The following is a 25,469-nucleotide window of genomic DNA, read 5'->3' as shown; positions in this document are numbered from 1 at the left end:
AAAAGAGGCTCGCCGGCAACGGCGGGCCTCTTTTGTTTGGAATTGCGCCAACCTACTCCGGAGACTGCCGATGACCACCCATATTGACTGGACCGGCCGCGTCGGCACCGTCTGGGCGGAGGAATGGCGCCGGACCGAGCGCGCCTTCGCCGATCTCGCTCCACGGCTCGACGCCGCGATCCTCGCCGCCGCGCCGGCCGGCGCGATCACCGCGCTCGACATCGGCTGCGGCGCCGGTGCCACCGCCGCCGCGCTCGCCTCGGCCCGGCCAGACGCGCGCGTCACCGGGGCCGATCTATCGTCCGACCTCGTCGCCGTCGCCGACGCGCACCATGCGCGCGCCAATCTCAACTTCCGCACCGCCGACGCGTTGGTCGCCGCGGCCGAGCTCGCGCCGCTCGACCTGATCGTTTCGCGCCACGGCGTCATGTTCTTCGCCGATCCCGCGGCTGCCTTCACCCGTCTTGCTGCCGCGACGCGGCCCGGTGGCCGCTTGGTGTTCAGCTGCTTCGCCGCCGTCGCCGACAATCCCTGGGCGACGCTGATCACCCCCGCGCCGCAACGCTCGGCCAGCTACGTGCCCGGCCCCTTCGCCTTCGCCGATCCGGAGGCGGGCGCTGCGGTCCTCGCCGCCGCCGGCTGGGCCGACGCGACCGCCGTTCTCACCCGCTTCAGCTATCGCGTCGGCGCGGGGGAGGAGGCGGTCGAGGATGCCGTCGCCTTCCTCACCCGCATCGGACCTGCCGCCTCGCGGCTCCGCGATGCCGCCGCGGAAGACCGTCCGGCGCTGCTCGCCCGCCTGCGCGCGGCGCTGACGGCGCAACGAAATGGCCCTGTCGTGGATTTCCCTGCGGCGGCCTGGCTATGGACCGCCCGCGCGACAGGGGAGACCGTATGATCATCGTCCACCATCTCGAGAACAGCCGCTCGCAGCGGATCTTGTGGATGCTCGAGGAATTGGGCCTCGATTATCAGATCAAGCGGTATCAGCGCGATCCCAAGACGATGCTGGCGCCGCCCGAGCTGAAACGGGTCCACCCGCTCGGCAAGTCGCCGGTGATCGAGGACCTCGACGCCAACGGCGGCCGGGTGATCGCTGAGACCGGTGCGATCGTCGAATATCTCGTCGAGAAGGCGGACGGCCGGCTCGGGCCGCCGGCGCATCGCGAATCGGTGCTGCGCTACCGCTTCTGGCTCCATTATGCCGAGGGTTCGATGATGCCGCCGCTGCTGCTCAAGCTGGTGCTCGGCCGCATCCCGCTGATGGGCAAGGCGGCGGTCAAGCGCATCCAGCCGATGATTGACGTCCATCTCGACTATGTCGAAGCGGAGCTGGCGCAACGCCCGTGGTTCGCCGGCGACGTGATGACCGCCGCCGACATCATGATGAGCTTCCCGCTCGAAGCGGCGCGCAGCCGCGCCGGCCTCGATGCCTCGCGCCCGGCGACGATCGCCTGGCTCGAGAAGGTCCACGCGCTGCCGGCCTATCAGGCGGCGCTGGAGAAGGGCGGCCGCTACGCCTACGCCTGATGGCGGCTAGTGCCGGAAGCTGGTCGCCGCCGGTGTAGCCGGCCCCTCGGCCACCGCGGGGTCGATCGTCGCGGGCTCGCGCGGATCGAACCCGCCCTCCCATTTCGCCACCACCGACGCCGCGACCGCATTGCCGATCACGTTGGTCGCGGTGCGCCCCATGTCGAGGAAATGGTCGATCGCGAGGATCAGCAGCAGGCCCGCCTCGGGGATCTTGAACACCGGCAGCACCGCCGCGATCACAACGAGGCTGGCACGCGGCACGCCGGCGATGCCCTTGGACGAGATCATCAGGAACAAGAGCATCGCGATCTGCGTGCCGAGCGGCAGGTCGATGCCATAGGTCTGGGCGATGAACAGCGACGCGAAGGTCATGTAGATCATCGAGCCGTCGAGGTTGAACGAATAGCCGAGCGGCAGCACGAAGCTGGCGATGCGCGGCGGCACCCCGAATTTGTCGAGCGCCTCCAGCATGCGCGGATAGGCGGCTTCCGACGAGGCGGTGGTGAAGGCGACGAGCAGCGGCTCGCGGACGTAGCGGATCAGGTCGCGGATGCGCGGCCCGATGAACAGGAAGCCGATGCCGAGCAGGATCGCCCACAGGCACAGCAAGGCGAGATAGAAGCTGCCCATGAAGAAGGCGAGCTGGCCGATCACCCCGGCACCGCGCTCGGTCAGCGTCGCCGCCACCGCGCAGAACACCGCGAGCGGCGCGACGCGCATGACGTAATCGGTGATCCGCAGCATCACCGCGACCAGGCCGTCGATCGCCCGGGTCAGCGGCGCGGCGCGCTCGCCGACCGCGGTGATCGCGACGCCGACGAAGATCGAGAAGACGACGATCTGCAGGATCTCGTTGGTCGCCATCGCCTCGACCATGGAGGCGGGGACGATATGCGTGATGAATTTGTCGAGGCTGAACGCGGCGGTGGCGATGCCGGCATCGGCGTCCACCGGCGGCAGCGGCAGGTTGATGCCGACCCCCGGCCGGATCAGATTGACCAGGATCAGCCCGAGGCCGAGCGACAGCAGGCTGGCCGAGACGAACCAGCCGATCGCCTTGGCGCCGACCCGGCCGAGCGCCGACGTATCGCCCATCTGGGTGATGCCGCTGACCAGCGTGGCGAAGACGAGCGGCGCGATGATCATCTTGATCAGTCGCAGGAAAATGGTGGTGCCGATCGCGAAATAGCCGGCGATGCCCTTCAGCCGCGCCGCCGCCGCTGGCGAACCGTCGTCGAGCCAGCCGTTGATCGCCAGTCCCACCACGACACCGAGCAACAGGCCGATCACGATAAACAAGGTCAGCCGTTTGGCCATGCACGAAACTCCAGGATTTGCCTCTAGGGAAGGGGATTGCGGCCGCCGGGTCAAGCGCCGTATCGCTGCATCATGGTCTTCAGCCCCTCGCGCCGTTCGCTCCTCGCCGCCGCCGCGGCGGTGCCGCTCCTGTCGTCGGCGCTGGTCCGCGCCGCCGAACCCGATCTGTCCGCGTTGCGCGACCTCACGACGGGCGCGGTGCCGATCGGGCCGGAGGAGCGCGCGCGCCGGCTCGCCCGCGCGCAGGCGCTGATGGCGGCGAACGGGCTTGGCGCGGTGCTGATCGAGCCGGGCTCGTCGATGCTCTATTTCACCGGCGTGCGCTGGGGGCGCAGCGAACGGCCGACGCTGGCGATCCTGCCGCGCGAGGGCGAACCGCTGATCGTCACGCCCTTCTTCGAGGAGCCGTCGGTCCGCCAGACGCTGAGCGTCCCCGCCGCGGTGCGCGTCTGGCAGGAGGACGGCAACGCGCTGGCCGTCGTCGCCGGCTGGCTGAAGGAGCGCGGACTCGACCGGCTGCCGATCGGCATCGAGGAGACGACGCGCGTCTTCATCCCGACCGACCTCGCCCGCTTCGCCCCTGACGCACGGCAGGTGAGCGCCAATCCGGTGGTGCGCGGCTGCCGGATGATCAAGACGCCCGCCGAACTCGCGTTGATGCAGGTCGCGACCGAGGTGACGCTCGCCGCCTATCGCTGGCTGGCGCCGCGGGTCGAGGCGGGGATGACCGGCAGCCAGATCGGCGCGATGATGTCCGCCGCGACCACCCGGCTCGGCGGCGCTCCCGAATTCGCGCTGGCGCTGATCGGTCCCGCCGCCGCGCTGCCGCACGGCAGCCGCGAGGTGCATCGCATCGCCGCGGGAGAGATCCTGCTGATGGATTGCGGCTGCACCGTGCAGGGCTATCAATCCGATATCTCGCGGACCTGGGTGCCGCAGGGCAGCGCCACCGTCGCGCAGCGCAAGGTCTGGGATCAGGCGGCGCGCGGCCAGCAGGTCGCCCTCGCCGCGGCGCGGATCGGCGTCACCGCGGGCAGCGTCGACGATGCGGTGCGGCGCTATTACACCGGCCTCGGCTACGGCCCCGACTATAAACTGCCCGGCCTGTCGCACCGTACCGGCCACGGCATCGGCATGGACGGCCACGAACCCGTCAACCTCGTTCGCGGCGAGACGACGCGGCTGGCCGCCGGCATGTGCTTTTCGAACGAGCCCGGCATCTACCTGCCCGGCCAGTTCGGCGTCCGGCTGGAGGACTGCTTCCACATGACGGCCCAGGGGCCGCGCTGGTTCAGCACGCCGCCCAAGTCGATCGATCAGCCTTTCGGATGAAGGACCAGCATATGCGGCTTTCCTGCGCCTACGCCCTTGCTCTGCTGTCGCTTGCAGGACCCGCGGTCGCGGCGCAGCCGCCGGGCTTGCCGAAGCGGGTCGGGACATGCGTGTTCAGCACGGTGCGCAACGTGTCCGCGCGGCTGGAGGATGGGTCGGGCCGGCCCGTGCCCGAGAGCGGAACGAGCATATCCCTCGCCAATGGCCTGTACGGCGTCTCCTACAGCCGCGTCGCGGTGGCACAGAATGCGCGGCGGGGGGATCGCGTGCTCGCCTGTCTCGTCAGTATCCCACGGCATTGTCCGCCGGGCGACGATCGCGGTCGGATCTATACGACGACCAACCTGCGTACGATGGAATCGTGGACGCTGCCCGACTCCCAGCACATGTGTGGTGGCGCGTAACGACGCTTGAGGGCGGGCCGTCTCTCGCCTAAGTCGCTTGGTCTATGACCTCGACCAACGACATCCGCCGCGGCTTCCTCGACTATTTCGCGAGCGCGGGCCATGCCATCGTGCCCTCCGCGCCGCTGGTGCCGCAGAACGACCCGACGCTGATGTTCGTCAACGCCGGGATGGTGCCGTTCAAGAACGTCTTCACCGGCCTCGAAAGCCGGCCCTACACCACGGCGACCAGCAGCCAGAAGTCGGTGCGCGCCGGCGGCAAGCACAACGATCTCGACAATGTCGGCTATACCGCGCGGCATCACACCTTCTTCGAAATGCTCGGCAATTTCTCGTTCGGCGATTATTTCAAGGAACAGGCGATCCACCACGCCTGGACGCTGCTGACGAGCGTCTGGGGTATTCCGGCCGAGAAGCTGACCGCCACCGTCTATCATACCGACGACGAGGCGTTCGGCCTGTGGACCAAATATCTGCCCGAAGAGCGGATCATCCGCATCGCCACCAAGGACAATTTCTGGGCGATGGGCGACAGCGGTCCGTGCGGCCCCTGTTCCGAGATCTTCTACGACCATGGCGACCATATTCCCGGTGGCCCTCCCGGTAGCCCGGACGAGGATGGCGACCGGTTCGTCGAGATCTGGAACCTCGTCTTCATGCAATATGAGCAGGAGGCCAATGAGATCGTCGGCGAGCTGCCCAAGAAGTCGATCGACACCGGCATGGGGCTGGAGCGGATCGCCGCGGTGCTGCAGGGCGTTCACGACAATTACGATACCGACACGTTCAAGGCGCTGATCGCCGCCTCGACCTCGCTGACCGGCACCGATGCCGAGGGGCCGCGGCGGGCGTCGCATCGCGTCATTGCCGATCATCTGCGCTCGTCGGGCTTTCTCGTCGCCGACGGGGTGCTGCCTGCGAACGAGGGGCGCGGCTATGTGCTGCGGCGGATCATGCGGCGCGCGATGCGCCACGCGCATCTGCTCGGCGCCAAGGAGCCGTTGATGCACCGGCTGGTGCCCGCGCTGGTCGCCGAGATGGGCGCCGCCTATCCCGAGCTGGTCCGCGCGCAGCCGCTGATCGAGGCGACGTTGCGCCAGGAAGAGACGCAGTTCCGCAAGACGCTCGACAAGGGGCTGAAGCTGCTCGACGAGGCGACCGTCGACATGGCTGAGGGCGCGACGCTCACCGGCGAGACCGCGTTCCGCCTCTACGACACCTTCGGCTTCCCCTACGACCTCACCGAGGATGCGCTGCGCGAGCGTGGGCTGACCGTCGATCGGGCGGGCTTCGACGCGGCGATGGCCGAGCAGAAGCGTGCGGCGCGGGCGGCGTGGAAGGGCTCGGGCGCCAAGGCGTCGGACGATCTGTGGTTCGACATCGCCGAGGAGACCGGCTCGACCGAATTCATCGGCTATAGCGCCGACGTCGGCGAGGGCGAGGTGGTCGCGCTGGTCAGGGACGGTGCACGCGTCGACCAGGCGGCGGCGGGCGACACCGTCGCGGTGATCGTCAACCAGACGCCCTTCTATGGCGAGAGCGGCGGGCAGGTCGGCGACACCGGCACGATCACGACCGACGGCGGCCTGCGCGCCGTGGTGACCGAGACCTCGAAGCAATTGGGCCGCGTCTTCGTCCATCATGCGGTCATCGAGGGCGGTGCGATCAAGGTCGGCGATGCCGTCCGTCTCCAGATCGACGTCGCGCGTCGCGCGCAGATCCGCGCCAACCATTCGGCGACGCATCTGCTGCACGAGGCGCTGCGCCAGCGGCTCGGCACGCATGTCGCGCAAAAGGGCTCGCTGGTCGCGCCCGAGCGGCTGCGCTTCGACGTCTCGCACCCGGTGGCGATGACGGCGGAGGAACTCGCCGACGCCGAGATCGCGGTCAACGCGCAGATCCGCGGCAACGGCAGCGTGACGACCCGGCTGATGACCCCCGACGAGGCGATCGCCGAGGGTGCGATGGCGCTGTTCGGCGAAAAATACGGCGACGAGGTCCGCGTCGTGTCGATGGGCACCGAGGATGGCGGCAAGACCTATTCGGTCGAGCTGTGCGGCGGCACCCACGTCAATGCGCTCGGCGACATCGGCCTGTTCAAGGTGATCGGGGAGGGCGCGGTGTCGTCGGGCGTGCGGCGCGTCGAGGCGCTGACCGGCGAGGCGGCGCGCGCCTATCTCAACGGTCGCGACGAGCGGCTGCGCGAGGCGGCGAGCGCACTCAAGACGACGCCCGACGAGGTGCCGGCGCGGGTGATCGCGCTGCTCGACGAGCGGCGGCGGCTGGAGCGGGAACTCGCCGAGGCGAAGAAGGCGCTGGCAATGGGCGGTGGCGCCGGTGGTGCGGCCGCGGGACCGGAGCAGGTCGGCGGTGTCGCGTTCATCGGTCAGGTGCTCGACGGCTTCGAGGCGAAGGGGCTGCGTGGCGCGGTCGACGATGCCAAGCAGCGCCTGGGCGGCGCGGGCGTCGCGGTGATGGTCGCGGTCAACGACGGTCGCGCCTCGATCGCGGTTGGGGTGAGCGACGATCTGGTCGGCCGGGTCAATGCGGTCGACCTGCTGCGCCGCGGGGTCGCGGTGCTCGGCGGGCAGGGCGGCGGCGGCCGGCCCGACATGGCGCAGGGTGGCGGCCCCGACGGGGCGAAGGCCGCGGAAGCGGTCGAGGCGATCCGCGTGGCGCTGACCGAGCAGGCGGTCGCGGCCTGAAGATCGTCAGTTGGTGATGCGGCGGTGAACGTGACGGATACGACGAGGGTCGACGTTCAAGCCTGAAGAAAGTCCTCCCCCGCCAGGGGGAGGACTTTGTCCGAATATTGATCCGGTCACTCGTTTAGATCGAAACGGGGAAGGCGGACCCTCCCCGATCCGTTACTTCGCCGCGCCGGTGGTGGCCGCCGCGAGCTGGTCGGCGGTGATGCCGGCGACGATCTTGCCGCTCGCATCGGCGCTGAAGCCGGCGATCGGCAGCTTCACGTCGCCCTTGGCGGTGGTCAGCGTGACGAACTGCGCGTCGGCCGCCTTGATCGTGCCGAGCGTCGCGCCGTTGAGGCCGGTCACCGACGTGCCGGGGGTCAGCTTGGACTTCACCGCCGCCTGCGCCTGCGCCTGCGAGCTGGCGACCGCGGCGTCGAGATCGGCCTTGGTCATCGCCATCGCGAAGCCCTTGTCGGTCTTGCCGATCGACGCGGGGGGGACGGGCACCTGCGCGGTGCCGGTGTTGAGGATCACCGCCTGCGGGGTGATGCTGGCGACGGTGCCGAGCGCAAGGCCCGCACTGTCATAGATCGTCGCGCCGACGGTGGGCGCGGTGGCGGTGGCGGAACCGGTGGCGGTCGCCGCGGCGCCGGGGGCAGGCTGGGCTTGCTGTGCCAGAGCCGCGGCGGGCACCATCATCAGGCTGCCGATCGTCAGGGCCAGGGTACGCATTGGAATTCTCCCATCTTGGTCGTTGTGACGGGGTAACGATGGTGTTCCAAATGCGGTTCCGCCCGCCTTTCTCGGCGAGCGGAGCCTGAACCGGGATCAGCCGGCGATCGGCAATCGGACCGTCCCGTCCGCGGCACGCTCCAGCGGACCGTAAGCGATGACGGTTTCGAGCAGCAGCGGCTCGTAGAGATGCGGGAAAAGCTGGCCGCCGCGCGATTCCTCCCACTTCAGCGTGTCGCCGAAGCTGCCGAGGTCGATTGCGACGACGTGCAGGTCGCTCTGCCCGGCGAAATGCTTGTCGACCGTCTCGGTGAGCTGTGCCGCCGTCGACATATGGATGTAGCCGTCGGACAGGTCGACGGGCGCCCCGGCGAACTGCCGGTCCCGCTCCAGCGCCGCCATCTGCTCGGCGGTCAGCACCTTATAGGCGGTGGTGGGACGCTCGCTCATGCCTCATCCCCGCTCTCGCCGTCGTCGCTGTCGTCGACCTGCTCGTCCATCGTCTGCGGCCCGGTGCCGTCGTCGACCACCAGATCGTCCCCGCCCGGCAGCGCCGGGGTGCTGCCCAATTCCTCGGCGATCACCGCCTCGGCCTCGTTCTCGGGCTCCTCCTCCTCGTCGATCCGCGCGGCCGAGACGACATGTTCGTCCTTGGCGACGCTGAACAGCGTCACGCCCTGCGTGTTGCGGCCGGTGACGCGGACGTCGCCGACCGACATGCGGATCAGCTTGGCCTGATCGGTGACCAGCATCAGTTGCTCGCCCGAATGCGCCGGGAAGCTCGCCACCACCGGCCCGTTGCGGCCCGCGGAGACGATGTTGGTGATGCCCTGGCCGCCGCGGTTGGTGCGGCGATATTCATAGGCCGAGGTGCGCTTGCCATAGCCGTTCTGGGTGACGGTGAGGATGAACTCCTCCGCGGCCTCGAACTCGGCCATCCGCTCGGGCGGCAGCGCCGCCTCGCGCTCGCCTTCCTTCCAGGCCGCGGCTTTCAGATATTGCTCGCGCTCTTCGGTGGTGGCGTGGAAGCCGCGCAGGATCGAGAGCGAGATCACCTCGTCGCCCTCGCCGAGGCTGACGCCGCGTACGCCGGTCGAGGTGCGGCTCTGAAATTCGCGCACGTCGGTGGCGGCGAAGCGGATCGCCTTGCCGTTGCGCGTCGCGAGCAGCACGTCGTCACTCTCGGTCAGCACCGCGACGCCGATCAATTTGTCGTCGGACCCTTCGTCGAAGCGCATCGCCAACTTGCCGTTCGACGGGATGTTGGCGAAGGCGTCCATCGCGTTGCGGCGGACGGTGCCGTTGGCGGTGGCGAACATGACGTGCAGGTCGCCCCAGCGCGTCTCGTCCTCGGGCAGCGGCAGGACGGTCGAGATCGTCTCGCCCGGCGCCAGCGGCAGTAGGTTGATCATCGGCCGGCCGCGCGTCGCCGGCCCGCCCTCGGGCAGGCGCCAGACCTTCTTGCGATAGACCTTGCCGAGGTTGGAGAAGAACAGCACCGGCGTGTGCGTCGAGGTGACGAACAGGCTGGTGATCGCATCCTCTTCCTTGGTCGCCATGCCGGCGCGCCCCTTGCCGCCGCGCTTCTGCGCGCGGAAGGCGTCGAGCGGCGTGCGCTTGATATAGCCCTGCACCGTGACGGTGACGACCATGTCCTCGCGCTCGATCAGATCCTCGTCGTCGATACCATCGGCGGCAGCGGCGATCTCGGTCCGGCGCGGCGTCGCGAAGATCGAACGGACGTCGACCAGCTCCTCGCGCATCACCTCGTACAGGCGCTTGCGATTGCCGAGGATCTCGAGCAGCGCGGCAATCGAATCGGCGAGGCCCTTGAGCTCGTCGCCGATCTCGTCCCGGCCCAAAGCGGTGAGGCGATGCAGGCGCAGATCGAGGATCGCGCGGACCTGCACGTCGGACAGGCGGTAGCTTTCGCCGACCTGGATGCCCTCGACCGCCTCGACCAGGCTGAGATAGGGGGCGATCTCGGCGACCGGCCATTCGCGCGCCAGCAGCGCGGCGCGCGCCTCCGCCGGGCTCGACGAGCCGCGGATGATCCGCACCACCTCGTCGAGGTTGGTGACCGCGATCACCAGCCCGAGCAGGATATGCGCCCGGTCGCGCGCCTTGTTGAGCTCGAACTTCGAGCGGCGGGTGATGACCTGTTCGCGGAACTGGACGAACGCCTGGATGATGTCCTTGAGGTTCAGCGTCTCCGGCCGGCCGCCGCGGATCGCGAGCATGTTGGCGGGGAAGGACCCCTGCGCCGGCGTGTGCCGCCAGAGCTGGTTGAGCACCACGTCCGGCGTCGCGTCGCGCTTGAGGTCGATGACGATGCGCACGCCCTCGCGGTTCGATTCGTCGCGGATGTCGCTGACGCCCTCGATGCGCTTGTCCTTGGCGGCCTCGGCGATCTTCTCGACCAGCGCGTTCTTGCCCTGCTGGAAGGGGATGGCGGTGAGCACGATCGAGCGCCGGTCGCCACGGCTCTCCTCGACGATATGGCGCGAGCGGACGATGATCGAGCCGCGGCCGGTATGATAGGCGGAGCGCGCGCCCGCCTTGCCGAGGATGATCGCACCGGTCGGGAAGTCGGGGCCGGGGACGATCTCGATCAGCTCGTCGATCGAGATCGTGCCGCCGGCCATCGTCGCATCGATATAGGCGATGCAGGCGTCGACCACCTCGCCGAGATTGTGCGGCGGGATGTTGGTCGCCATGCCGACCGCGATGCCGCCGGCGCCATTGACGAGCAGATTGGGGAAACGCGCCGGCAACACCTGCGGCTCGCGCTCGCTGGCGTCGTAATTGGGCTGGAAATCGACGGTATCCTTGTCGAGATCCTCCATCAGATAATTGGCGGCGCGGGCGAGGCGCGCCTCGGTGTAGCGCATCGCGGCGGGCGGATCGGGATCCATCGAGCCGAAATTGCCCTGGCCGTCGATCAGCGGCAGGCGCATCGCCCAATCCTGCGTCATCCGCGCCAAGGCGTCGTAGATCGAGGTGTCGCCGTGCGGGTGGTATTTACCGATCACGTCGCCGACGATGCGCGCCGACTTGCGGTACGGACGGTTGAACAGGAAGCCGTTTTCCTGCGCCGAGAACAGGATGCGGCGATGGACCGGCTTCAGCCCGTCGCGCACGTCGGGCAGCGCGCGCGCCACGATGACGCTCATCGCATAGTCGAGGTAGCTCGACTTCATCTCGTCGACGATGCAAATCGTCGAAATGTCGGAGGGTTCGGCGAGGGTGGTCTCGTCGGCCAAGGCTATACGCTTTCGGATTGTTACAGAAGTGTGCCGATCTTGTAGGACCACCCGGACCGAAAGTCACGCGCGCACGCACATACGCGTGCGCGCGGGATACAGGAGTGGCGACGCTTATTTCTTGCAGGCGGTCTTGGTCGCGTTGCCGGCCTTGCTGCAATCGTAGGTGACGGTCTTGCCGGTGCTGGTCTTGGTCGTCACCATCCGGCCCTTGGCGGCGGACGCGGTGCGCGTCGTCGTCTTGGCTGTCGCGGTGGGGCGGCCGACGGCGGGCTTGGTGGTGGTCGTCGTGCGGCTGGTCGCCACCGTCCTGGCGGTGGTCTTCGGCGTGGCGGCCTGCGTGGCGAGGGCCGCCGAGCCGCAGCACAGCGACGCGACGGCCAGCATGGCGAAGGGCAGGGACTTGGTCATGGCATCATCTCCAGCGGCGGACGCGTGGATCGCGTCGTCCTGTCGGCAAGGATGCGCGCGCCGGGCTGACGCGTAAATGGCTGAAACATGACGATTATGTCATGTTCGGGGGGCGGTCTGCCCTGAGCGGTCGCCTTCCGGCGGGGGCAGGGCATCCGCTCGCCAAGCCCATCCCGTCACCCCGGACTGGTTCCGGGGTCCACTCCGCGGCGAGGTGCGGGGCTCGAGGGGTATCGCACTCCTGCGGCCCGGTGGACCCCGGAACCAGTCCGGGGTGACGTATTTCATGGTGGAGCGGATCGAGCCTCGTGAATTGGAAGCGCGGCAGCGAAGCCGGGCGTCGCATCCAGCCGCGCCCTAAGGCGCGACTTCCTTGCCCTCGAAGTCGAACAGTTTGCCGCTGTCGATCACGGTTAGGCCGTCGATCACGTCGAGCAATTGCGACGCCGCGCGATCCGGCGTGAACAGCGTTCCCGGCCGCACGTTGCCCTGGAACGGCTTCGACAGCGCGGTGTCGACCGTGCCCGGATGCAACCCGACGACGATCGAGCGATCGTTGCGGCGCTTCTCCTCGATGCTCAAGGTCCGCACCAATTGATTGAGCGCGGCCTTCGCCATCCGATAGCCGTACCAGCCGCCGAGCCGGTTGTCGGAGATGCTGCCGATCCGCGCCGAGAGGACGGCGAACACCGTCCGCCCCTGTTTGGGCATCAGCGGCAGCAGATGCTTGGCGACCAAGGCCGGCCCGACCGCATTGACGCGCAGCACCTGTTCGAGCCACGCCGGATCGAATTCGCGATAGCTTTTTTCCGGGCCGCGCTCCGCATCGTGCAGCAGGCCGGTGGCGAGGATGACGAGCGACGGCGCCGGCCCGGTGGCGATTTGCGCCGCGGCGGCGGCGATGCTCGCCTCGTCGGTGATATCGATCGGCGCGGCGCCCGAGCGCGACAGCGCGTGGATGCGGGCGTAGGCTGCTTCCTCGACCAGCGCCTCGTGCAGCGCGGCACCGATCCCGCCGGATGCGCCGATGACGACCGCGGCGCTCAACGCGAGAACCGCCATTGATCGTCGCTGCTCACGGCGGCGTCGAACACATAGCCGTCGCTGTCGAACCCCCGCATCGCGTCGATCTCGGTGATGCGATGCTCGACCATCCAGCGCGCCATCATCCCGCGCGCCTTCTTGGCGTGGAAGCTGACGAAGCGGTCGCCGTCGCGGAAATCGATCGCCACCACGCGGACGTCGGCGGGCAGGTAGCCCGCGACCCCCGCCCAATATTCCTGGCTGGCGAGGTTGAGGACGACCCGCTCGCCGTCCGCGGCGACATCCTCGGCCAGCGCCTTGCCGATGCGGTCGCCCCACCAGTCGGTCAGCTTCTTGTGCCGTGGCGCCCAGCGCGTACCCATCTCCAGCCGGTAGGGGCGCATCAGGTCGAGCGGGCGCAGCATGCCGTACAGGCCCGAGAGCAGTCGCAGATGATCCTGTGCGAAGGGGAGCGCCTCCTCCTCCAGCGTCTTGACGTCGAAGCCGGTGTAGACGTCACCGTCGAACGCGAAGATCGCCGGCCGTTCGGGCGCGTCCGCAAAGTTGCGGAAGCGGTCGGCGTTGAGCTTGGCCAGCGCCGGCGAGATGTGCATCAGCTCCGACAGCTTCTTCTGCGTCAGGTGCGATGCGGCGGCGGCGAGCGTCTGCGCCTCCTTGGCGAAACGCGGCCGGGTCGGCGCGAGATCGGGGATGGGCGACTCATAGTCGAGCGTCTTGGCGGGGGAGAGGACGGCGATCATCGTGCCCGCCGGTAGCCGCCCCGCGGCGGCCGTTCAATCGCCGTTCAGTGCGGATGCCGCAACCGGGACGGGCATGGCATCGCTTGAACGGCTTGCGACGGACCGTTACAGCCCCGCAGACGTTAGCGGCAGCGATGCCTCACTATCTGGAGAGAGAGTTAGCATGAAGACCCTTTCGAAGCTCGCGCTGGCCGCGGTGCTGGCCACCGGCGTGAGCGGTCTGGCGATCGTCGCCCCCGCGGCCGCCAAGGACAAGAAGGAAGAGCAGGCGGCTCCTGGCTTCAAGCTCAGCAAGCCGGTGCAGGCGATCGCCTTCCAGGCGCAGGAAGCCGTCAAGGCCCGCAATCCCGCCACCGCCGAGCCGCTCGTCGCGCAGGTTGAGGCCGCGGCCACCACCGACGACGACAAATATATCGCCGCCGCGCTCCGTTACGATCTGGAGAACACCAAGCTCGTCATCGCGCAGGAGGCCAATCCCAAGGCGCCGCTCGACGAGACCGTGCTCGCCAAGCCGCTCGACGCGCTGATCGCCGCCAAGAACACGCCGGCCGCCGACCGCGGCAAGTATCTGTTCCGTCGTGGCCAGCTCGCCTACAACAGCGGTCAATATCCGGTGGCGACCCAGTACTTCACCCAGGCGAAGGCGGCCGGCTACAACAGCCCCGATTTCGATCTGCAGCTCGCCAAGGTGAAGGTGCAGGCCGGTGACACCGCCGGTGGCCTCGCCGATCTCGACCGGTTCATCACCGCGCAGAAGGCGGCGGGCCAGACCGTGCCGGAGGCCTATTACCGCTTCGGCATCGCCACCGCGAACAACAAGAAGATGGCGCCGGAAACGCTCGCCTGGATGCAGAAGTATGTTGCGGCCTATCCGAACGCCCGGGTGTGGCGTGACGTCATCCTGCAATATGCCTTCGCGCAGAACAGCCTCGCCGCGCCGGACAAGGCGCAGACGGTCGATCTGTATCGCCTGCTGCGTACCGCCGGTGCGATGCCGGACCAGGCGATGTACGAGGATTATGCCAAGAACGTCTACGACCGCGGCAATCCCTATGAGGCGGCGGCGGTGCTGAAGGAAGGCATGGCCTCGGGCAAGATCCCGGCGACCAGCGCCTTCTCGAAGAGCCTGCTGACCGCGGCGAACACCGCGATCAAGGCGGACGGATCGCTGGCGAGCAGCGAGAAGACCGCGATGGCATCGAAGGACGGCAAGATCGCCGCGTCGACCGCCGACGCCTATCTCGGCCAGAACAACTATGCCAAGGCGATCGAATTGTATCGTGCGGCGCTGAGCAAGGGCGGTGTCGACGCCAACGAGGTGAACACCCGCCTCGGCATCGCGCTCGCCAAGTCGGGCGACAAGGCCGGCGCGCAGGCCGCGTTCGGTGCGGTTACCGGCAATCCACGCGCGGGCATCGCCGCATTGTGGAATACCTGGACGCAGGTCGGCGCCACGCCCGCTACTCCGGCGACGCCGGCCTGATCGACCGGTAACGACGGGAAGGGGGCGGTCCGGCGACGGGCCGCCCCCTTTCGTTTGTCAGTCGCCGTCGCGGGTCAGTCGATGACGACGGGGATGCCCGACGTCGACTTGGCGGTGCGGATGGTGAGCGAGGTCTTGACGCTGGCAACGTTCGGTGCGGGCGTCAGGTGCGTCGTCAGGATCTCCTGGAAGCTCTTGAGGTCGCTAGCGACGATCTTCAGGATGAAGTCGATTTCGCCGTTTAGCATGTGGCATTCGCGGATTTCCGGGATGTCCGCGACATGCGCCTCGAACGCGGCGAGGTCGTGCTCGGCCTGGCTGCGCAGCGACACCATCGCGAATACGGTGATCGGAAAACCGAGGCTGGCGGGATCGAGATCGGCGTGATAGCCGCGGATCACCCCAGCCTCTTCCAGCGCGCGGACGCGGCGCAGGCAGGGTGGCGCGGTCAACCCGACGCGTTCGGCCAGTTCGACATTGGTCATCCGCCCATCCTGTTGCAGGTGGGCGAGAATCTGACGATCGATCCGATCGAAGGACATTGCGTATCAAACTCCAGAAACAGGCCGGATGTAGACGGCGGCTCCCCCTAAGCATAAGAAAATTGCGGCGCAACGCAATTGTCCCACTATGCGACGTGTTGCCGGCGGGGGACAAATCGGCAGTTCCTCTCGCGTGCCCCGATCGTTAAGGGATCAGCGCGCACATCGTTGAGGTGGGGCGGTCTCCAGGAGTTGGTGTGCGTTTCGACGATAGCCTGAAAACGGTGCTTTCGGCCGACATGGAGAGTGGGTTCGGCGCGCAATCGGCGTGGCGGCAGCTGACCGACCTGATGGGCCGCGGGCGCATCGCTGCGGATGCGGCGTCGCTGGACCGGCTGCGCGGGCTGCGACCGGCGGTGCCGCTGGCGATTCGGGCGGCGAGTGCGCGGGCGTTGGCCTTCGCCCGCCCGCCCGCGGCGCTGATCGGCTTTTTCGCCGAGGATTCGATCGAGGTCGCCGCGCCGTTGCTGCGCACCGCACAATTGGCGGATTCGGACTGGCTGGCGCTGCTGCCCCGGCTCGATGCACATGGTCGCGCGTTGCTCCGCCATCGCCGCGACTTGCCGGGTGCGGTCGAGCGCGGGCTCGCCAGTTTCGGCCCGGCGGATTTCGTGCTGCGCTACGATGCGCCGGCCGCCGCCAACGATCTGGCCGAGCCGACGCCGCCGGCGGACGTCGCCCCCGTCTCGCATCTCCACCCGGTCGCGCCGCCGCCGCCCGAGCCCAATGCCGAGGGTGGGTTCCAGATCGCCGATCTCGTCGCGCGGATCGACGCGTTCCAGAAGCAGCGCGATCCCAACGAGCCGATCGCTACCGTAGGGAGCGAGCCGCCGAGCTATTTCCACTTCGACACCGATCACCTCGGCATCATCCGCGCGGTCGACGGCGTGGCGCGGGGGGCGCTGATCGGTGCCTCGCTCGCGGTCGGCATGCCGCAGGGGGAGGTCCGCGTCGACGCGGTGATCACCGGGGCATTGCGCCAGCGCCAGCGCTTCGCCGGCGCGCGGCTCGATGTCGGCGGCCATTCCGATGCGGCGGGGGCATGGCGGGTCGCGGGCACGCCGCAGTTCGATGCCGAGAGCGGCCGCTTCACCGGCTATGTCGCGATCGCCCGCCGGCCGCGCGCCGACGAGGAGGCAAGCCTCACCCCGCGCAAGATGGTGTCCGACTCGCTGCGCGAGCTGGTCCATGAGCTGCGCACGCCGACCAACGCGATCGCCGGGTTCGCCGAGCTGATCGAGGCGCAACTGCTCGGCCCGGTCGCCCCGGTCTATCGCGAGCATGCGGTGACCATCCGTCAGCAGGCGGCGAGCCTGCTCGGCGCGATCGAGGATCTCGACACCGCCGCGCGGATCGAGGGCAAGGCGCTCGAGCTGCGGCCCGGCCCGGTCGTGCTCGAACCGTTGCTCGAACGGATCGCGCAGGATCTCGCGCCGCTGGCGGCGCTGCGCGGTACCGCGCTCGACATTCATCCGATGGGCGACCATGCCGCGCTGAGCGACGATCGCGCGCTGGAGCGGCTGCTGTCGCGACTGTTGGCGGCGCTGACCGCGGCGGCGGTGGCGGGCGAGCGAATCGACATCGCCGAGGCACCGGCGCCGGACGGGCAGGTGGCGATCTGCTTCGCCCGGCCGCTGGCGCTGTCCGCGGACGGCGAGGAGGCGTTGTTGAGCCTCGACGGCGAGGCGGCGGGGCCAACCGATGCGGAGGGCGCGCCGCTGCTCGGCACCGGCTTCGCGCTGCGGCTGGCGCGCAACCTGGCGGTCGAGCTGGGCGGCGAGCTGGTGTTCGGCGAGGATCTCCTGACGCTGCGATTGCCCGCGGCGGTCGACGAGACGGTGGCGCAGGCGACGCATTGATCGGGCGAGGCGGCGCCGTTTCGCCGTATCGGGTGCCGGCGCCGACGGACGACGCGCTCATCCGCTGGCCGGCTTCGTTCGGGCGCCGGTTCATCGTCTTCGTCGACGTCGAGGAGGAGTTCGACTGGTCGGCGCCGCTCGATCCCGGCCATCGCGCGGTCACGGCGATGCGCGCGCTGCCCGAGGCGCATGCGCGCTTTGCCGAGCGGGGGATCGGGCCGGCCTATATGGTCGATCATCCGGTGGCGAGCGATGCGGCGGCGGTGGACATCCTGCGCGAAATACTGGCGGATGGGCGCGCGTCGCTGGGCGCGCAGCTCCATGCCTGGGTGACGCCGCCTTATGCCGCGTCGGCGGCGGGCGACAGCTATGCGGGCAATCTGCCGCCGGCGCTGGAGGCGGGCAAGCTCGACAGCCTGACCGGTCTGCTCACCGAAGCGTTCGGACGGCCGCCGCTCGCCTATCGGGCTGGACGCTATGGCATCGGGCCGGCGACCGCCGGGCTGCTCGCCAGCCGCGGCTATCGCGTCGAGAGCTCGATGCGGGCGCGCTATGACTATCGCGGCGATCTCGGGCCGGACTTCACCGCGGTGGGCAGCGAGGCGTTCCGGATCGGATCCCTGGTCGAGCTGCCGCTGACCACCGTGTTCACCGGTCGGCTGCGCCACTATGGCGCGACGCTCTATCCGGCGCTGGCGCGCGTGCCGCGCGGGCGCGGTGCGGCGGCGCGTGCGGGGCTGTTGCAGCGCGTGGCGCTGACGCCCGAGGATATGCCGATCGCCGATGCGCTTGCCGCGGTGCGCGTCGCGGTCGAGGAGGAGGGGCAGCGGCTGATCAGCTTCTCCTTCCATTCGCCGAGCCTCGTGCCCGGCCACACGCCCTATGTGCGCAGCCGCGACGATCTGGCGCGGTTCTGGACGTGGTGGGCGCGGATGTTCGACCTGCTCGACGCGCTCGGCGTTCGGCCGGCGGGCGTCGAGGACATCCTGGCGGCGGCGGATCGGACGACGGGCTGATGCCTGCCGCACAAGCAATGCCGGACCCGGCAGATGTTGCCGCAAGATGAAGATCGCGACTTCAAAGTGCAACAAGCCACCGTGGCGGCGATATCTTCCGCATTGGACCAGTCCTGACAAGCAAGCATTGCTTTGTACGCCCTCGTCCGGGGCTATTGCCGTCGGATAGGCAGTCGAACGCGCCGTTCATCGTGCCGGATCGGGCGATTCATCGCCTATTCGATGGTAGCGCGACCTTTTCGGATTGTATTTTGTTCGTGCCGCTGCCAAGGGAGCGGCTCACCACGTGAGAGGGGAGACCATCATGGTTGCCAAGTATCTGATGGCTGCTGCTGCAGCCGCCCTGGCCGTTGCTCCGGCCGCTGCCGCTCCTGCCAACCCGGCAGCGAGCCTGTCGGTTGCCAAGTCGGTTCGCACCGGTTCGGTTTCGGCGAAGAAGAACGAGCTCGCCGGTGGCGGTCTGATCATCGCGCTCGTCGCGGCGGCTGCCGTCGTTGCGGGCATCGTGATCGTCGCCGACGACGACAACAGCGACAGCAACTAAGATCGTTCGCGGATCGGCGGCGTCCTCGCGGCGCCGTCCATCGGAACGTGACGCAAGGGGGGCTTCGGCCCCCCTTGTTGATTCTGCGGGCTGGGGGGTCGGTGTTGCGTGGGGGCGGAGCTTTGGCCTTCTCGCTGTCCGGGGGTGGCCGAGACCTCTACGAACGTCCGCATCGCTGGTGGATCAGCGCAGTGCTCCTGCGAAAGCAGGAGCCCAGAGCCAAGCTAGATAACGTCTTATGGCGTACGAGACTCCTGGGCTCCTGCTTTCGCAAGAGCACTTGGCAGCTTTTGGCAGACCTTGCGTTCGGCGTAATGGATCAAGGGTGTCGAGGTCGTGGGGCGACCTTGCCGGAACGCGTTGGTGATGCGTGTGACATGCTTGTCGTGTTGGACGACATGGACAAGATGGACACCTTAATGGAAACGATTCACGTCCGATCGTTTCCATTCTTGCACCAGTCTCGTGGTCGCGATGAGAAAGAGCGTGAGCGGCGTTTGCGGACGCCTATCACTGCGACGACGATGTAGGACAGGCCGGCAAATTGGTGTTTGCCGGTCAGGGGGATGACGACAGCCGCGTCCTACGCGTGGCGCGGGGTCATGCGAATCGCGCGACGAGCGTCGCAGGCGAACCGATACGGGGCGGCTGCGTCCGCCGCCCCGGCTGCGGTGCGGATCAGCGCGGCGCGGCGACCGGGCCGCCGCTGGCCTGGAACAGCGCGACGGTGTCGCTGAGCCGGGCGGCGCGGGCCTGCACCAGTTGCGCACGCGCCTGCGCGTCGGCGGCGGTGGCGTTGAGCAGCGCGAGCGTGCCGACGTCGCCGAGCGCGAGCTGGCGTCGGACGTAGGTCAGCGCCCGGCCCGACGCGTCCGCTGCGCGCGTCGCCGCGTCGAGCGCGTTGGCGTCGGTGGCGAGGCCGGTCAGCGCATCGGAGACGTCGCCGAACGCCTGCAGCACCGCGCTGCGATAGGCTGCCTTCGCGCCGTCGAGCGCCGCCTCCGCCGCGTGCTGCTGATGGCGCAACGCGCCGGCGTGAAAGATCGGCTGGGTGATGCCGCCGATCAGCGTCCAGAACGGATTGCCGTCCCTGAACATGTCGCCGAAGCGCTGCGCCGAGCCGCCGGCATTGGCGCTGAGCGTGATCGAGGGCAGCCGCGCGGCGATCGCGGTGCGCACGTCGGCACCGGCCCCTTCGAGCTGCGCACGGGCCGCGAGCACATCCGGCCGCCGCGCGACGAGATCGGAGGGCAGCACCACGGGCAGTGCGCCGGGCAGGGTCAACGCGGCGAGCGCGGGCAGTGGCGGCAGCGTATCGCCGGCGGGGCGGCCGAGCAGCGTCGCGATAACGACCCGCTGATGCGCTTCCTGCCGGATCAGCGGCGGCAGTGCGCCCTCGGCGGTGGCGAGCGCGGTCTGCTGCGTGGCGACGTCGGCGGCACCGATCGCGCCGAGCTGCTGGCGGCGGAGCAGGCTGTCGAGGATGTCGCGATTGACCGCGACCGCGGTCTTCGCCGCCTCGACCTGATCGGCGAGCGCGGCGCGCTGGATCACCGCCTGGACGAGATTGGCGACGACCGTGGTGCGCGCCGCGCCGAGCCGCTGGCGCTGGACCTCCGCGGCGGCGCGTGCCGAACGCACCCGCGAGCGCGTGCCGCCGAACAGGTCGAGGCCGTAACTGACGTTCACCTGCGCGGTGTGCAGCGTATAGAGTTCCTGATTCTGGTCGGCTACCGGCGGCGACAGCGCGTTCGAGACACGGGCGCGTTCGGCCTGATAGCCGGCGTCGACCTGCGGCAACGCCGCGCCGGCGGCGGCACCGGCGAGCTCGCGCGCCTGACGCAGCGAGGCATCGGCGCTGGCGATATCGTTGTTGTGCGCGAGCGCTTCGGCGACGAGCGCGTCGAGCTGCGGGCTGGCGAAGGCGGTCCACCAGTCGGCGCGCAGCGGCGCGGCGGTGAAGGTCTGCGCGGTGCCGGCCGCGGGCGCGATCGGCGCCGGCGTCGCCGCCGGGGGCAGCGGCGCGTGCGCGTCGAGATCGTGCGGTCCCGTGGCGCAGGCGGCGGTGGTGCAGGCGAGCAGCAGGGCGAGGGCGCGGCTCATGCGACCACCTCCGGGCCGGCGGCATCGCCGTGCGGCGGGGCATGGCCCACGTCGCGGCCGTGCGCGCCGCGATCCTCCGGCGGCACCCGCTTCGAGAAGCGGTCGATCAGCACCGGCAGCACCAGCAGGATCAGCAGCGGCGCGAGCGCCATGCCGCCGACGACGACGAGCGCGAGCGGCTTTTGCACCTGGCTGCCGATGCCGGTCGACAGTGCCGCGGGCAGCAGGCCGATCGCCGCGACGAGGCAGGTCATCACCACCGGGCGCAGGCTGTGGCGCACGGTGGTGCCGATCGCCGCAGCACGCTCGACACCTTCGTCCACCGCATTGTTGAAGGTGGTGACGACGAGGATGCCGTCCATCACCGCAATGCCGAACAGCGCGACGAAGCCGATCGCCGCGGAGATGCTGAACGCGGTGCCGGTCAGCGCCAGCGCGAGCACGCCGCCGACGACCGCCATCGGGATGGCGGAGAAAGCGAGCAGACTGTCGCGGATCGAGCCGAAATTGGCGTAGAGCAACAGCAGCATGAGCAGCAGGCTGATCGGCACGACGATCTCCAGCCGCGCGATCGCGTTGGTGAGATTGTCGAGTTCGCCCGCCCATTCGAGATGATAGCCGGCGGGGAGATGCACCTTCTGCGTGATCCGCGCGCGTGCCTCCTCGACCGCACCGCCGAGATCGCGGCCGCGCACCGAGAATTTAATCGGGATGTAGCGTTCCTGATGCTCGCGGTAGATGAACGATGCGCCCGAGGTGAGGTGGACGTTCGCCACTTCCGACAGCGGCACCTGGATCGTGCCGCTGCTGCCGTCGGGGGCGGGGGCGCCGATGGTGATGCGGCGGATCGCCTCCAGCGAATCGCGCTGTTCCGACTTCAGCCGGACAATGATCGGGAAGTGACGGTCGGTGCCGGCCTCGTAGAGATCGGCCGACGAACTGCCGCCGACCGCGGCGGCGACGGTCGCGTTGATGTCGTCGGGCGTCAGGCCGTAGCGGGCGGCGCGCGCGCGATCGACGTCGACGCGCACCGTCGGCTGGCCGAGCGACTGGAACACGCCGAGATCCTCGATGCCGCGCACCTGGCTCATCTGGTCCTTGATCTGGTTGGCGTATTTTTCGAGCGTCGCGAGATCGGGGCCGAACAGCTTGATCGAATTGGCGCCCTTCACGCCCGAGGCGGCTTCCTCGACGTTATCCTCGATGATCTGCGAGAAGGAAAAATCGACGCCGGGATATTTGGCGGTCAGCCTCTGCGACAGTTCGGCGATCAGCGTTTCCTTGGTGACGCCGTGCGGCCATTCGCTGGCGGGCTTGAGCGGCACGAAGAATTCGGCGTTGAAGAAGCCGGTGGCGTCGGTGCCGTCGTCGGGCCGGCCGTGCGCGGAGAGCACCGCGGTCGTCTCGGGATAGCTGGCGATGATGCGACGGATGCCGTTCACTGCGGGCTCGCCCGCCTCCAGGCTGATCGAGCCGGGCAAAGTGGCGCGGATGTACATATTGCCCTCTTCGAGGTGCGGCAGGAATTCGATGCCGAGCGTGCGCACGCCGAGCACCGCGACCAGCAGCATCAGCGCGGCGGCACCGAGCGTCAGCACGCGATTGCCGAGCGCGAAGGCGGCGGCGGGTTCGTAGGCGCGGCGCAGCTTGCCGACGATCCACGTCTCGACCTCGGACAGTTTGTCGGGGAGGAGGAGGGTGGCGAGCACCGGTGCGACGGTGAAGGTCGCGAGCAGGCCGCCGCTGATCGCATAGGCATAGGTCTTGGCCATCGGGCCGAAGATATGGCCCTCGACCCCGGTCAGCGTGAACAGCGGCAGGAAGCTGGCGATGATGATCGCGGCGGCGAAGAAGATGCCGCGGCTGACCTCGCTGCTGGCGCCGAGCACCGCCGAGAAGCGGTTGGCGAGCGTGTAATGGCCGCGCCCGCTTTCGACGTGCGCGGAGCGTTCGACCATGTGGCGGAAGATATTCTCGACCATGATGACGCAGGCGTCGACGACGAGGCCGAAGTCGAGCGCGCCGACCGAGAGCAAATTGGCGCTCTCGCCCTGCAGCACGAGGATCAGGATCGCGAAGGCGAGCGCGAAGGGGATGGTGGCGGCGACGATGATCGCGCTGCGCAGATTGCCGAGGAACAGCCATTGCAGCGCGAAGATCAGCAGGATGCCGACCACCATATTCTCGAGCACGGTATGGATGGTGAGGTGGATGAGGTCCGACCGGTCGTAGATGCGGTCGAGATGGACGCCGGGCGGCAGCACGCCCGAATCGTTGATATTGGCGACCTCCTTCTGCACCGCCTCGATCGTCGGCATCGACTGGGCGCCGCGCTGCATCAGCACGATGCCCTGCACGATATCGTCCTGGTCGTTATAGCCGGCGATGCCGAGCCGCGGGCTGTTGCCGATCGTCACCCGGGCGACGTCCCTGACCAGCACAGGCTGGCCGCCGGCGCTGCCGACGAGGACGTTCTCGATCCCCGACGGGGTCTGGATCAGGCCGACGCCGCGGACAATCGCGGCCTGGCTGCCGAAGTTGATCGTCTGGCCGCCGACGTTGCCGTCGCTCTTGGCGATCGCGGCGAGCACCTGGCTGACGGTGACGTTGTGCGCGGCGAGCCGGTCGTTGTCGATCACCACGTCATAGGCGCGCAATTTGCCGCCCCAGCCGGTGACGTCGATCACGCCGGGGATGCGCTTGAACCGGCGTTGCAGCACCCAGTCCTGCAACGTCTTGAGGTCCATGACCGAATAGCCCTTGGGCGCGCTGATCTTGTAGCGGTAGATCTCGCCGACGGGGCTGGTCGGCGACAGCGTCGGCTGCGCGCCGCCGCTGAGCGGCGGCAGCTGCGACAGGCGGTTGATCACCTGCTGCTTGGCCTGATCGTTGGTCAGGTCGTAGCTGAACTGGATCTTGATGTCGGACAGGCCGAACAGGCTGATCGCGCGGATCGCGGTGAGGTGCGGGATGCCCGCCATGCCGACCTCGATCGGAATGGTGACGTTGCGCTCCATCTCCTCGGCGGAGAGGCCCTGCGTCTGGGTGATGACCTCGACCATTGGCGGGACGGGATCGGGATAGGCCTCGATATTGAGGTTGGCGAAGCCGATCACGCCGGCGGCGAGCATCGCGACGAAGACGCCGACGATGAGCAGCCGCTGGCGGAGCGCGAAGGCGACGATGCGGTTCATTCGCCGATTCCCGCTTCGTTGACGAACAAGGCGCCAGCGGTGACGATGCGCTCGCCGGGGGTGAGGCCCTTGACGATGACGACCTGGCCGTCCTGCGCGTCGCCGGCGACGACGTCGCGCGCGACGAGCAGGCCATCGGGGCGGACGACCCAGACGCGCGCCTGATCGCCCTCGTGGATCACCGCGGCGGCGGGGACGCGGATCGCGTCGCCGGCCTGCGCACGGTGGATCTGGAAGCTGGCGAACATCTGCGGCTTGAGTGCGCCGTCGGGATTGGCGATCGCGGCGCGCACCGGCAGGCGGTGCGTCTGCGGATCGAGCGCGGCGCCGACGAGGTCGATGCGCGCCTGGAAGCGGCGGCCGGGCAGTGCGGGGGTGGTGACCGTCGCCGAATCGCCGACGTGGATCGCCTCGGCGTCGCTTTCGGCGACCTGCGCGACAAGCCAGACGCGCGAGGGATCGGTGATCGTCATCACCGGCTTGTCGCCGCCCTGGCTGACATATTCCCCGGCGGATACATCGCGTGAGGCGATCAGGCCGCTGATCGGCGCGTGCAGCGTGGTGACGTCGTGGATGCCGGAGACTTCGCCGACGCCCTCGAGCTGGCGGATCTCCGCAGGCGACTTGCCGAGCACCGCGAGCTTGTCGCGCGCGGCGCCGAGCGCGGCGGCGGCGGTGCGGGCGGTCGCCTGCGCCGCGGCGAGATCGGTCTGCGCCTGCTGATAGTCCTTCTGCGCGCCGCCCGCGGTCTCGTAGATCAGCCGCTGGCGTTCGGCGGTGCGCTGCGCGGTGGCGAGCTGCGCCTGTGCGTTCTGATAGGCCGCCCGCGCCGCGAACAGCGCGTTGCGGCCGTCGACGAAGTCGTTGGTGCGGACCAGCAGCAGCGGCTGCCCCTGCTTTACCCGCTGGCCGGCATGGACCAGCACGCGGACGACCTGGCCGCTATAGGGCATCAGCACCGGCGTGCTGTGATCGCCGTCTACCGTGATCGCGCCGCTGGCCAGCGTGCGCGCGTCCGACGCGCCCATGCCGACCCGCATCGTGGCGAGCGACGCCATCTGCGTTTTGGTCGGGCGAAAGGTGCCCGGCGGCGGGGGCGGCGGCGCGGTCTCCTCATGATGGGTAAGCTTGCCGACGAGCATGACGAGCAGCACCACGCCCGCCAGCACCACCGCGACGATGCTCAGCCAGCGCCATTGCGCCGATCGGGACAAAGTGGTGGCGGGGGCGAGGGGTTCGGGGTGTTCGGTGGCGTGCAT

Annotated in this window: 20 protein-coding genes; 9 read left to right on the top strand and 11 right to left on the bottom strand. The window is 68.9% G+C overall.

Features of this window, described 5'->3' with window-relative positions; all coding sequences use genetic code 11:
• Window positions 1–70: 70 nt before the first annotated feature.
• Both AC07UH_RS15975 and AC07UH_RS15970 read left to right on the top strand, forming a co-directional pair.
• Entirely contained in the window at window positions 71–898 is an 828-nt protein-coding gene (locus AC07UH_RS15975) for a class I SAM-dependent methyltransferase (protein WP_495181033.1), read from the top strand.
• Entirely contained in the window at window positions 895–1,530 is a 636-nt protein-coding gene (locus tag AC07UH_RS15970) for a glutathione S-transferase family protein (RefSeq protein WP_038658401.1), read from the top strand. The genes AC07UH_RS15975 and AC07UH_RS15970 overlap by 4 nt, the downstream gene beginning before the upstream one ends.
• A 6-nt stretch (window positions 1,531–1,536) precedes the next feature.
• Here AC07UH_RS15970 and AC07UH_RS15965 read toward each other — a convergent pair whose 3' ends face one another.
• Window positions 1,537–2,850, bottom strand: a complete 1,314-nt coding sequence (locus tag AC07UH_RS15965) for a dicarboxylate/amino acid:cation symporter (RefSeq protein ID WP_495181032.1) — start codon at window positions 2,848–2,850, stop codon at window positions 1,537–1,539.
• A gap of 72 nt (window positions 2,851–2,922) precedes the next feature.
• Between AC07UH_RS15965 and AC07UH_RS15960 the strand changes: the two genes are divergently transcribed.
• From AC07UH_RS15960 to alaS, 3 genes are read left to right on the top strand one after another with little or no spacing between them, the layout of a single operon-like run.
• Window positions 2,923–4,182: a M24 family metallopeptidase gene (locus AC07UH_RS15960; protein WP_495181031.1), complete on the top strand. Its 1,260-nt coding sequence runs from the start codon at window positions 2,923–2,925 to the stop codon at window positions 4,180–4,182.
• An 11-nt stretch (window positions 4,183–4,193) separates the two neighbouring features.
• Window positions 4,194–4,586: a hypothetical protein gene (locus AC07UH_RS15955; protein WP_495181030.1), complete on the top strand. Its 393-nt coding sequence runs from the start codon at window positions 4,194–4,196 to the stop codon at window positions 4,584–4,586.
• A gap of 44 nt (window positions 4,587–4,630) precedes the next feature.
• Window positions 4,631–7,291: an alanine--tRNA ligase gene (gene alaS / locus AC07UH_RS15950; protein ID WP_495181029.1), complete on the top strand. Its 2,661-nt coding sequence runs from the start codon at window positions 4,631–4,633 to the stop codon at window positions 7,289–7,291.
• A 162-nt stretch (window positions 7,292–7,453) separates the two neighbouring features.
• On the opposite strand, the gene AC07UH_RS15945 is transcribed toward alaS, so the two are convergent.
• The 6 genes from AC07UH_RS15945 to yaaA all read right to left on the bottom strand — a co-directional run bounded on the left by AC07UH_RS15945 (window position 7,454) and on the right by yaaA (window position 13,469).
• Window positions 7,454–8,011: a hypothetical protein gene (locus tag AC07UH_RS15945; protein WP_495181028.1), complete on the bottom strand. Its 558-nt coding sequence runs from the start codon at window positions 8,009–8,011 to the stop codon at window positions 7,454–7,456.
• A gap of 96 nt (window positions 8,012–8,107) precedes the next feature.
• Window positions 8,108–8,461: a DUF952 domain-containing protein gene (locus AC07UH_RS15940; protein ID WP_495181027.1), complete on the bottom strand. Its 354-nt coding sequence runs from the start codon at window positions 8,459–8,461 to the stop codon at window positions 8,108–8,110.
• Window positions 8,458–11,274 (bottom strand): DNA gyrase subunit A, encoded by a 2,817-nt coding sequence (gyrA, locus tag AC07UH_RS15935; RefSeq protein ID WP_495181026.1) that lies wholly within the window; start codon window positions 11,272–11,274, stop codon window positions 8,458–8,460. The genes AC07UH_RS15940 and gyrA overlap by 4 nt, the downstream gene beginning before the upstream one ends.
• A 114-nt stretch (window positions 11,275–11,388) precedes the next feature.
• Window positions 11,389–11,685, bottom strand: coding sequence for a hypothetical protein (locus tag AC07UH_RS15930; RefSeq protein ID WP_495181025.1), 297 nt, complete (start codon window positions 11,683–11,685; stop codon window positions 11,389–11,391).
• A 357-nt stretch (window positions 11,686–12,042) separates the two neighbouring features.
• Window positions 12,043–12,747: an SDR family NAD(P)-dependent oxidoreductase gene (locus AC07UH_RS15925; RefSeq protein WP_495181024.1), complete on the bottom strand. Its 705-nt coding sequence runs from the start codon at window positions 12,745–12,747 to the stop codon at window positions 12,043–12,045.
• The gene (gene yaaA, locus AC07UH_RS15920; RefSeq protein WP_495181023.1) at window positions 12,729–13,469 is read right to left on the bottom strand and encodes a peroxide stress protein YaaA; all 741 of its coding nucleotides are present in this window, start codon (window positions 13,467–13,469) and stop codon (window positions 12,729–12,731) included. Before yaaA ends, AC07UH_RS15925 begins: the two co-directional genes overlap by 19 nt.
• Before the next feature lie 163 nt (window positions 13,470–13,632).
• On the opposite strand from yaaA, the gene AC07UH_RS15915 reads away from it, so the two are divergent.
• Complete coding sequence (locus AC07UH_RS15915; protein ID WP_038658433.1) at window positions 13,633–14,952, top strand: outer membrane protein assembly factor BamD; 1,320 nt, start codon at window positions 13,633–13,635, stop codon at window positions 14,950–14,952.
• A 74-nt stretch (window positions 14,953–15,026) separates the two neighbouring features.
• On the opposite strand, the gene AC07UH_RS15910 is transcribed toward AC07UH_RS15915, so the two are convergent.
• Window positions 15,027–15,494: an Lrp/AsnC family transcriptional regulator gene (locus tag AC07UH_RS15910; RefSeq protein ID WP_038658436.1), complete on the bottom strand. Its 468-nt coding sequence runs from the start codon at window positions 15,492–15,494 to the stop codon at window positions 15,027–15,029.
• 197 nt (window positions 15,495–15,691) lie between these two features.
• Between AC07UH_RS15910 and AC07UH_RS15905 the strand changes: the two genes are divergently transcribed.
• The 3 genes from AC07UH_RS15905 (at window position 15,692) to AC07UH_RS15895 (ending at window position 18,913) form a co-directional block, all read left to right on the top strand.
• A complete protein-coding gene (locus AC07UH_RS15905) occupies window positions 15,692–17,353 on the top strand; it encodes a sensor histidine kinase (RefSeq protein ID WP_495181022.1) in 1,662 nt (553 codons plus the stop codon).
• A 32-nt stretch (window positions 17,354–17,385) separates the two neighbouring features.
• Window positions 17,386–18,369 (top strand): polysaccharide deacetylase family protein, encoded by a 984-nt coding sequence (locus AC07UH_RS15900; RefSeq protein ID WP_495181021.1) that lies wholly within the window; start codon window positions 17,386–17,388, stop codon window positions 18,367–18,369.
• Window positions 18,370–18,673: 304 nt separating this feature from the next.
• Window positions 18,674–18,913 (top strand): hypothetical protein, encoded by a 240-nt coding sequence (locus tag AC07UH_RS15895; protein WP_171009465.1) that lies wholly within the window; start codon window positions 18,674–18,676, stop codon window positions 18,911–18,913.
• A 678-nt stretch (window positions 18,914–19,591) separates the two neighbouring features.
• Here AC07UH_RS15895 and AC07UH_RS15890 read toward each other — a convergent pair.
• The 3 genes from AC07UH_RS15890 to AC07UH_RS15880 are packed head-to-tail and all read right to left on the bottom strand — an operon-like array spanning window position 19,592 to window position 25,469.
• The gene (locus AC07UH_RS15890; protein ID WP_495181020.1) at window positions 19,592–21,016 is read right to left on the bottom strand and encodes an efflux transporter outer membrane subunit; all 1,425 of its coding nucleotides are present in this window, start codon (window positions 21,014–21,016) and stop codon (window positions 19,592–19,594) included.
• Complete coding sequence (locus AC07UH_RS15885) at window positions 21,013–24,210, bottom strand: efflux RND transporter permease subunit (RefSeq protein ID WP_495181019.1); 3,198 nt, start codon at window positions 24,208–24,210, stop codon at window positions 21,013–21,015. The genes AC07UH_RS15890 and AC07UH_RS15885 overlap by 4 nt, the downstream gene beginning before the upstream one ends.
• Window positions 24,207–25,469: an efflux RND transporter periplasmic adaptor subunit gene (locus AC07UH_RS15880; RefSeq protein WP_495181171.1), complete on the bottom strand. Its 1,263-nt coding sequence runs from the start codon at window positions 25,467–25,469 to the stop codon at window positions 24,207–24,209. The genes AC07UH_RS15885 and AC07UH_RS15880 overlap by 4 nt, the downstream gene beginning before the upstream one ends.

Source organism: Sphingomonas sp. GW821-FHT04B01 (assembly GCF_059420425.1).
The sequence above is the reverse complement of the archived record's forward strand: the minus strand, read 5'-3'. Positions and strand labels throughout refer to the sequence as shown.